This is a genomic window from Brevundimonas sp. EAKA, assembly GCF_000698025.1.
GTDB lineage: Bacteria > Pseudomonadota > Alphaproteobacteria > Caulobacterales > Caulobacteraceae > Brevundimonas > Brevundimonas mediterranea_A.
On record NZ_JMQR01000142.1, the window covers coordinates 1 to 7,062 of the forward strand.

7 protein-coding genes are annotated in these 7,062 nt (G+C 69.7%); 4 read left to right on the forward strand and 3 right to left on the reverse strand.

The window, feature by feature from the left end; translation table 11 throughout:
* Positions 1-211 (forward strand): DUF1674 domain-containing protein (locus ER13_RS14945; RefSeq protein WP_035310491.1); only part of this gene is annotated, 211 nt, incomplete at its 5' end.
* 64 nt (positions 212-275) lie between these two features.
* On the forward strand, positions 276-1,190 hold the full coding sequence (locus ER13_RS14950; protein ID WP_035310493.1) for a hypothetical protein: 915 nt from the start codon (positions 276-278) through the stop codon (positions 1,188-1,190).
* Here the strand turns inward: ER13_RS14950 and pyrF are convergent, their stop codons facing one another.
* A complete protein-coding gene (gene pyrF, locus ER13_RS14955) occupies positions 1,191-1,922 on the reverse strand; it encodes an orotidine-5'-phosphate decarboxylase (RefSeq protein WP_050771580.1) in 732 nt (243 codons plus the stop codon).
* 88 nt (positions 1,923-2,010) lie between these two features.
* Between pyrF and ER13_RS14960 the strand changes: the two genes are divergently transcribed.
* Positions 2,011-2,706 (forward strand): MarC family protein, encoded by a 696-nt coding sequence (locus tag ER13_RS14960; RefSeq protein ID WP_035310495.1) that lies wholly within the window; start codon positions 2,011-2,013, stop codon positions 2,704-2,706.
* A gap of 4 nt (positions 2,707-2,710) precedes the next feature.
* Here the strand turns inward: ER13_RS14960 and ER13_RS14965 are convergent, their stop codons facing one another.
* Entirely contained in the window at positions 2,711-3,121 is a 411-nt protein-coding gene (locus ER13_RS14965) for a metallopeptidase family protein (protein ID WP_035310497.1), read from the reverse strand.
* Positions 3,122-3,248: 127 nt separating this feature from the next.
* Between ER13_RS14965 and ER13_RS14970 the strand changes: the two genes are divergently transcribed.
* On the forward strand, positions 3,249-5,597 hold the full coding sequence (locus tag ER13_RS14970; RefSeq protein ID WP_035310498.1) for an ATP-binding protein: 2,349 nt from the start codon (positions 3,249-3,251) through the stop codon (positions 5,595-5,597).
* Here the strand turns inward: ER13_RS14970 and ER13_RS14975 are convergent.
* On the reverse strand, positions 5,594-7,062 hold a 1,469-nt coding region (locus ER13_RS14975), incomplete at its 5' end, for a M28 family metallopeptidase (protein WP_035310501.1). The two genes, ER13_RS14970 and ER13_RS14975, sit on opposite strands and share 4 nt — an antisense overlap.

A 7,062-nucleotide genomic window follows, 5' to 3' on the forward strand; every position in this document is an offset into this window, starting at 1 on the left:
TTATAAGACGCAGGTTTTCGACGCCGAAATCCCCCATGCGACGCCGGAGAAGCCGCTAAGCGACGTCGCGCGCCGCGCCCTGCTGGAAGCGGCTGATCGTCGCGCGGCCGAACAGGTCGCCCAGACCGATCCGGAACACGGCGGGCCGAGCGGTCCCGAACCCACCCGTTACGGCGATTGGGAGAAGAAGGGCCTGGCCATCGACTTCTGACGCGGCGCAATTCCGCGGGGCGTGGGACTTGCCTGAACGGAGACAATTCAGAGGAGTCTGTCCCGTGACGATACAGTCCACGATCGCGGCCGCGTCGGCGGCCCTTCTGCTTTCCGCCGCTCCCGCCCTCGCCGGAGGCCCGTCTGGCGGCCATGGCGGCGGCTGTGGAAGCTGCGGCGGCGGACACGGGGGCGGGGGTCATTACGGCGGCGGCCACAACAGCAACGTCAATGTGAACGTGAATGCGGGAGCCAACGCCTCGGCCCATGCCGGCGCCGCTTCCTATTCCGCCGTCAACGCCCGCGCCTATTCCCATTCGTCCAGCTTCAGCCGCGGCGGCAGCGGCGGCGGCGTGACCTATGTCGGCGGCGGCGGTTACGCCGACGGCGGATACTCGGGCGGCTATATTCCCGGCCCGCCCGTGAACTTCGTCGGCCCGGCTCCCGTCAGCGCCCCGGTCGGCTATCCCGCCTATGGCTTCGGGCGCGACTATATCGGCTGGCGCCCTTATCAGCCGCAACGCCCGGTCGATTGCGACTGCCGCCCCGCCCCGCGCCCTGCCTATCGCGAAGATCGGTACGAAGACCGTTATCAGGAGCGGTACGAACACTATGAGCAGCGCGGCTACGAACAAGGCGGCTATTATGAGCAGCAGCGCGCCTATGTGCAGGCTCCGATCCAGGTTCAGGGTCCGCCCGTCTATGTCGCGCCGCAGCGAATTTATGTCGCCCCCTCTCAGGTGAACATCGCGCCGCCCGAGATCGTGACCGGGCCGCCGGTCTATATCGAACAGCCGCCTGTCTATGTGCAGGCGCCGCCGGTCGAAATCGCCCCGGCCCAGATCCATGTCGCGCCGCCCGAAGTCCACGCGCCGCCGCCCGTCCAGGACTATTACGGCGACCTCCCGCCCCCCGGCTATGTCGCGCCGCAAGCCCCGCCGCGCCCGCATTACGCCCAGGAGCCGGGCGAGCGCGGCTGATCAGATCAGGGCGATGCTTTCGGCGACCGCCAGGGCGGCCGCCCGGGGATCGGCCGCCGCCGTGATCGGGCGGCCGATCACCAGATGGGTGGCGCCCGCCTGAAGCGCGGCCTCGGGCGTCGCGGCCCGGGCCTGATCGTCCAGGGCCGAGCCTGCGGGCCGGACCCCTGGGGTCACGATCAAAAAGTCCGGACGGCCGGCCTCGACCGCGATCTCGCGCACCCGCGCCGCCTCATGGGGGCTGGAGACGACGCCGTCGATCCCCGCCTCCAGCGCCTGTCGGACCCGGCGCTCGACCAGATCGGCCGGCGACAGGCTGTGATCGTCGGCGGCCAGATCCTCGGCCGTCAGACTGGTCAGGACCGTGACCCCCAGCACCTTCAAGCCCGACCCCGCCACGCCGCGCGCCGCCGCCGCCATCACCTGGGGCCGGGCGTGAACGGTCAGCAGGTCGCAGCCGGCGTCCGCCAGATTGGCCGCCGCCTTCTCGACCGTGGCGCCGATGTCGTGCAGCTTCCAGTCCAGAAAGACCTTGCGTCCCTCGGTCTTCAGGTCACGCGCCAGGTCCATGCCGCCCGCCGCGAACAGCTGCAGCCCGATCTTGTAGAAGCCCACCGCGTCCTGGACCCGCGCGACCAGGGCGGCCGCCTCGGCGATGGTCGGGACGTCCAGGGCGCAGATGATCCGTTCGTCTGGACCGCGATTGGGGGCCAAGGTTTCGGTCTGGGTCATCGACGGACTCGCGCTGAGCGGCTATGCGAGGACGCAAGGGGTGCGTCGGCGCGGCCGGCGTGTTGAATTTCAAGAGCGAGGCGAGGCGATGAACGCGGTCGATCTGGGTGTCAACCTGTTCGTGACCCTGTTCGCCCTGCTGGATCCCATCGGCAATCTGCCGATCTTCGCCGCCGCCACGGCCGGGGCGACGCTGCGCCAGCGGATTTCGGTCTCGGCCCTGATCTGCACCTTCGCCGCCGTCTTCCTGGCCTTCTTCCTGTTCACCGGCCTGGGCCTGCTGCAGTTCTTCGGCATTTCGCTGGCGGCCTTCCGGATCGCGGGGGGCATATTGCTGCTGCTCCTCGGCCTGGACATGGCGCGCGGCGACTTCCTGGCCCTGTTCGCGGACAAGGACGCCATCGCCGACAGCCAGGATGTGCGCGGCTACGCCCGTCGCCGGTTCCAGCGCCTGGTCGTGCCCTTCGCCATACCGTTGATGATCGGCCCCGGCGCCATTTCGGCGGTCATCATCCAGGCGGGCGAGGCGGCCAAGCTGGGTTATGCCGGAACCATGGGGTCGCTGGTCGCCATCGCGGCCGCCTGCGCCGTCTCCTTCGTCTGTTTCGCCATGACCGGATCGCTCAGCCGCCTGTTGGGCGAGGTGGGCATGGCCATCATCGTGCGCGTCCTGGGCCTGATCCTGTGCGCCCTGGCGATCCAGTTCATCCTGCTGGGTCTGGGCGAGGCCATCCCCGGCATGATCTCGGGGGCGGTGACGACCCCCTACCCGGCCACCAAATAAGGCTTCAGTCGGCGTCCTCCTCGATGGCGTGGATATCGTCGTCGGACAGGCCGAAATGGTGGCCGATCTCGTGGATCAGGACGTGGGCGATCAGTTCGGCCAGGCCGACGTCGCCGCGCTCGCACCATTCGTCCAGGATCGGACGGCGATACAGGAAGACCCGCGACGGCTCCGCCGCCGGTCCCAGGCTGTCGCGTCGGCCGATGTCCACGCCATGATACAGGCCGGTCAGTTCGAACGGATCCTCGATCTCCAGATCCGCCAGCGTCTGTTCGTCGGCGAAATCGTCGATGCGGAACATCACCTCGCCCGCCGCCGCCCGGAACTCGGCCGGCAGGGCGTCGAACGCCTCGCGCGCCAGTCGGGCGAAATCGTCGAGGGAGGGGGCGAAGAGATCGGCGGTCGCGTCGGTCATGCCTCCGCTATCGCCGTCTGGGGCCCGCCATGCAACGGGGCGCGATGACGCGACGAAGACTGACTTTTTCTGGCCGGGTTTGCGGTATGGTGAACGCCGAATCAGGTCGCGGGACCCAGGGACAAGAATGGCCGAGGCCGACATCGCCTATGTCGCCACTGCGGGCGCAGCCGGGCTAGCCCTGGCGGTCAGCGCCTGGGCTTTGCGTCTGCGCGCCAGGCTGAACGCCGCCACGGCCCTGGCTGAGGGCGAGCGGGCGGCGGCCGTCGCCGATCTCAGCCGCCACGACAGCATGTTGCGCGCCTTCGACGACGTCAGCCTGGCCCTGACCCCCGAAGGCGAAGCCAGCGGCGCCCCCATCGGCCCGCCCGAACTGATCGATCGCCTGACCGAGGCCAGCGGCGATACGGCGGGACACGCCCTGCTGACCCGGCTGAAGACCTCCTATGTGGTGCTGATCGACGGTCTGGTGACGGCCGGCAAGGCGTTCGAAGGTCTGATCGAACTGGGCGACGTCGAACCCTGGCGGATCGAGGGACGGGTGGCCGGCGGCGGCGCCGGGCTGAGACTGTCACCAGCGTCGCGCGTCATGCTGACCGGCGCCGACGCGACCGAGAGCGGCCTGGCCCTCCTGGGCGACGCCTCGCCGATCCCGACCTGGGTGGTGGACGGCGCCGGCAAACTGGCCTGGGCCAACCGGGTCTGGCTGCACGAGATCGGCGCCGACAGCGTCGAGACGGCGCGGAACAAGGGCCTGTCGTTCGACCGGGGCGCCGACGCCCTGGTCGCGGAAGCCGGGCGGCTGGGCGTGCGCCAGGAGGGCTTCCGCTGGACCACCGGCGGCGGCCATCGCCGCGCCTGGCGCATCATCGCCGAACCGGCCGGCGGCGGAGCCGTCACCGCCTTCGCCATCGAGGTGACCGAGGCGGAGGAGACACGCGACACCCTGCGTCGCCACGTCGACGCCCATGACGAGACGCTGAACCATCTGGCTGACGCCGTGGCCATCTTCGGCCCATCCAAGCGGCTGGCTTTCCACAACACCGCCTTCCAGACCCTGTTCGACATCGACCCCGCCTGGCTGGATGAACGCCCGACCCACGCCGAACTGCTGGACCGGCTGCGTCAGCGCCGCCGCCTGCCCGAGGTCATGGACTATGCGGGCTGGAAGGCGCGCGAACTGGAATTCTATGGCGCCTCCCAGGCCTCGCCCGACGACAGCTGGTCGCTTCCGGACGGCCGCACCCTGCGGGTCGTGCGCCAGCCCCATCCGCTGGGCGGCATATTGCTGATCTTCTCGGACATCACCGACGAACTGAACCTGAGAAGCCGGTTCAACGCCCAGATTCAGGTCCAGACGGCGACCCTGGACAAGCTGAACGACGCCGTCGCGGTGTTCGGTTCGGACGGACGGCTGCGGTTGCACAACGAGGCGTTCGAGACCTTCTGGAAACTGTCGGCGGAACAGATCGCCGGCTCGACCGACTTCGACGCCCTAGCCGAACTGTGCAAGGCCGTCCTGCCCGATCCTGCCCTGTGGCTGGGTCTGAAGGCCCGCGTCGCCGATCCCGATCCCGAAAGCCGGGTCGCCATATCGGGCGAAGGCCGCACCATCGACGGCCGGATCGCGGCCTGGCAGACGCGCCCCCTCCCCGACGGCGCCACCCTGGTCGCCTTCTCGGACATCACGGCCCGGCGCGGTCTGGAACAGGCCCTGGTTCAGCGGGAACAGGCTCTGGCCGAGAGCCAGGCGTTGAAACGCGAGTTCGTCGGCAGCGTCTCCTATGAGCTGCGCACCCCGCTGACGACCATCGTCGGCTATTCCGAGCTGCTGGAGACCATGGGCGACCTGCCGGAACGCGGCCGCCAGCACGCCGGCGCCATCCGCGTCGCCGCCAGCCAACTGGCCCGGTCCATCGACGACGTCCTGGACATGGCCCAGATCGACGCCGGCGAGATGGAGCTTTCGCTGGGCGACGTGCGTGTTCAGGATCTGCTGGAGCAGGCCGCCGAACGGGTGCGCGCCAAGGTCGAGGGCCGGGGCGCGACCCTGACCGTGACCTGCCCGCCTGGTCTGAAGCCGATCCGCGCGGACGACCACCGTATCGGCCAGGCCCTGAACCACCTGCTGGAGAACGCCGCCCGCGCCGTGTCCGAAGGCGGCGCCGTGACTCTGTCGGCCGAGATGGGCCCGTCGGAAATGCGGGTGACCGTGTCGGATTCGGGACGCGGCATCCCCTATCATCTTCAGGCCCACGTCTTCGACCGGTTCGTGCGGCGCGAGCGCGGCGGCCCCGGCGTCGGCCTGGCCCTGGTCAAGGCCCTGGTCGAGCTGCACGGCGGCTGGGCCGAGGTCGAGAGCGAGCCTGGCAAGGGCGCCGCCTTCATCCTGCACCTGCCGCTGGGCGCCGCGACCAGCGCCGCCGCGCCCGAGCTGCAGCTCGTCGTGCCCTCCTTCCAGACGGCGGCCTCTTAGGGCCGCAGAGCCTTGGATTGATCCCGCGCAGGGCCGAACTCGGCGCCGGGGTTCCATTCGGGCCAGGCGTCGGACTGGGCCAGGTCGCGGCCGACGGCGTAGATCAGGGCCACGTCCGCAGCGGCGGCGTCCATGCGCCAGGTCGCATCCCATGCGTCCGACGGCTGGTGATAGCGGTTCTGGACATAGTCGCGGCTGGCGGCGCTGGCGCCGGTGAAACCGGCGGCCGGGAACAGGGCCGGCACGCCCTTCAGGGCCAGGGGGAAGTGGTCCGAGCGATAGAAGGCGCCGGCCTGGGGCGCGGGATCGGCGATCAGGGTGCGGCCGGTCGCGGTCGCATGGCGGGCCAGAACCTCGTCCAGCTGGTTCTTGCCCTTGCCGATGACGACGACATTGGGGTCGATCTCCGTTCCCGGCAGCAGACTGTCGACATTGATGTTGGCCACGGTCGTCTCCAGCGGCCAGACAGGATTGGCGGCGTAATAGGTCGAACCCAGAAGGCCCGCCTCCTCCCCCGACCAGGCGGCGAAGACGACCGAGCGCTTCGGACGCGGCGCGTCCGCAAAGGCGTGGGCCAGCTCCAGCAGGGCCGCCACCCCGGTCGCATTGTCCACCGCCGCATTATAGATCGTGTCGCCCGAGGCGTCGGGCGTGCCCACGCCGTAACCGTCCCAGTGGGCGCCGTACATGACGGTCTCGTTGGGGCGTTCGGAGCCGGGTATGCGGGCGATGACGTTCCTGGTCTCCACCCGGTCGGCGATCTGTCCGAAATCGACGCTCATCGTCATCCCCGGCAGGACGACAGGTTTGAAGTCCGCGCTGCGGGCGCCCGCCTTCAAGGCTTCGAAGTCCAGGCCCGCGGCGGTGAACAGTTCCTCGGCCCTGGCCCGCTGGATCCAACCCTGGAAGGGGGCGCGCTCGGCGTTCGGGTCGGCGCGGACAATGTCGAACTTAGGCGCGGCCGATGAATTCTGCAGCACCGACCAGCCATAGCCGGCGCCGGCCGTCTCATGCACCACCAGCCCGCCCGCCGCCCCGCGGCGGCCGGCCTCGAGGAATTTATAGGTCCAGCGGCCGTAGAAGGTCATGGCCTTGTCGTCGAACTTGCCGGCCACCGGATCCCCCGCCGGGGCTTCGAAATCCGGATCATTGACCAGGACGATGATGACCTTGCCGCGCACGTCCACGTCCTTGAAATCATCCCACTGGCGCTCGGGCGCAGTGGCGCCATAGCCGACGAAGACGACGGGAGCGTCGGTCACGGCGATATGATCGGTGGGACGGTCGCTGGAGACCAGGACGTCCGGCCCCCGCTCCAGTGCGATCGTGCGGCCGCCGACCTGGGCGGCGACGGTCGCGGGGCCGTCCTGGCGCGTGCGCGACAGATGGGCGATCTGGACGAAGGACCCGTCCGGGCCGCCGCCCTCGGCGCCGGCGGCGCGGAATTGTTCGACCAGCCAGGCGA